At 41.8% G+C, this 1176-nt stretch carries 1 protein-coding gene; it reads right to left on the reverse strand.

All coding sequences use genetic code 11. From position 1 onward, the window contains the following. Positions 1–42: 42 nt before the first annotated feature. Positions 43–1097, reverse strand: a protein-coding gene (locus tag ACM0OX_RS35665) for an IS630 family transposase (protein ID WP_414519934.1) whose coding sequence is annotated in 2 segments (ribosomal slippage) — positions 43–702 and positions 705–1097 — 1053 coding nt in all. Because the reading frame shifts where the segments join, the coding sequence is not laid out codon by codon here. Positions 1098–1176: the final 79 nt, after the last annotated feature.

Genomic DNA, 1176 nt, shown 5'->3' on the forward strand with positions numbered 1-1176 from the left:
TAAGTAAGTCGGCGGGAAAATTTATAAGTATGTAACGAAAATTTAACCAGAGCGGTTAGAGTTAAATTTAATACGTTGTGTCCTATAATTTCCTCTTTCTCCTCTAGCTTGAACACCATCAATTACTGCGTAAGCAAGAGCCAACTCATCATCAAACATTCGTCCTGCTAGTTCATCCTTTTTGAGGTGTTGCCACTCCAATTCAATTGGGTTCATTTCGGAGCAATATTTGGGCAGAAAGAAGATGTATAAACCCATGTGTTCCCACTTTGACCACATCTGTTGGACTTCTTGGCATCGATGTATTGGGCCATTGTCTTGCACGATTACCCTTATGCGTCGTAGTTCAGCGGCTTCGCGGGCCTCTTGCTCCATCATCTGGATATAAGACTTGCGATTAACGCCCCCAATCACCAAACCGTAAACAAAACTGATTAGAGGTTGAAAAAAACCGATAATGCTTAATCTTCGACCTCGACGCTTTGTCTGTTCTAAACGTTTTTGCTCGCCTCGCTGGTAATAGCTGTAACTTGGCTCACTCCATGCACAAAACCCTGATTCATCCAAATACTTGAGGTCTATTTCTCCGGTAGCAGCAAATAATTCCAAGATATCCAGGTCTGCTTGCTTCTGCTCCCGTACTACAGAGTCTTGTTTTCCTTTATGGCTCTTCCTGACTCGCTTCCAAATGATCCCCTTTTTTTGAGTACCCGTCTTAACCTGTCGGGACTCAATTTAATTTGGCGATCGCAATAAAGTTTTTGAGCTAATTGAACACTGTTGTATGTACGTGGTTCTTCTTGGAGACATTCTTCCAAAAAAACTATGTCCTCTTCCTTATATTTCGATTTTCCCCCTCGACCTGACAACTCCCAAAGGCTCTCTAGACCAAGCTTTTGCCATTTATGTAAAACCTCTCTTATTGTTTGAGGAGTCCAATTAAAATGGGCAGCTATTTTTTCGACGTACCAGCCATGTGCATTTAGCCTAACGACCTCTGCTCGGTCTTTAACTTTCTGCGGTACATCCGCAGTTCTTAGGTTTAACAGGGTTTTGTCATGTTCACGAGTTAGGAATACCCTTATACGAGCACCCATATCTTACTTACCTCAGTAGATACATTCTCCGTATTTATTTATCTTTACATAGTTTGGTTTTTCCACGCCGTTCTACTTA

The organism is Nostoc sp. PCC 9305 (assembly GCF_963920915.1).
In the GTDB taxonomy this organism is placed as follows: domain Bacteria; phylum Cyanobacteriota; class Cyanobacteriia; order Cyanobacteriales; family Nostocaceae; genus Nostoc.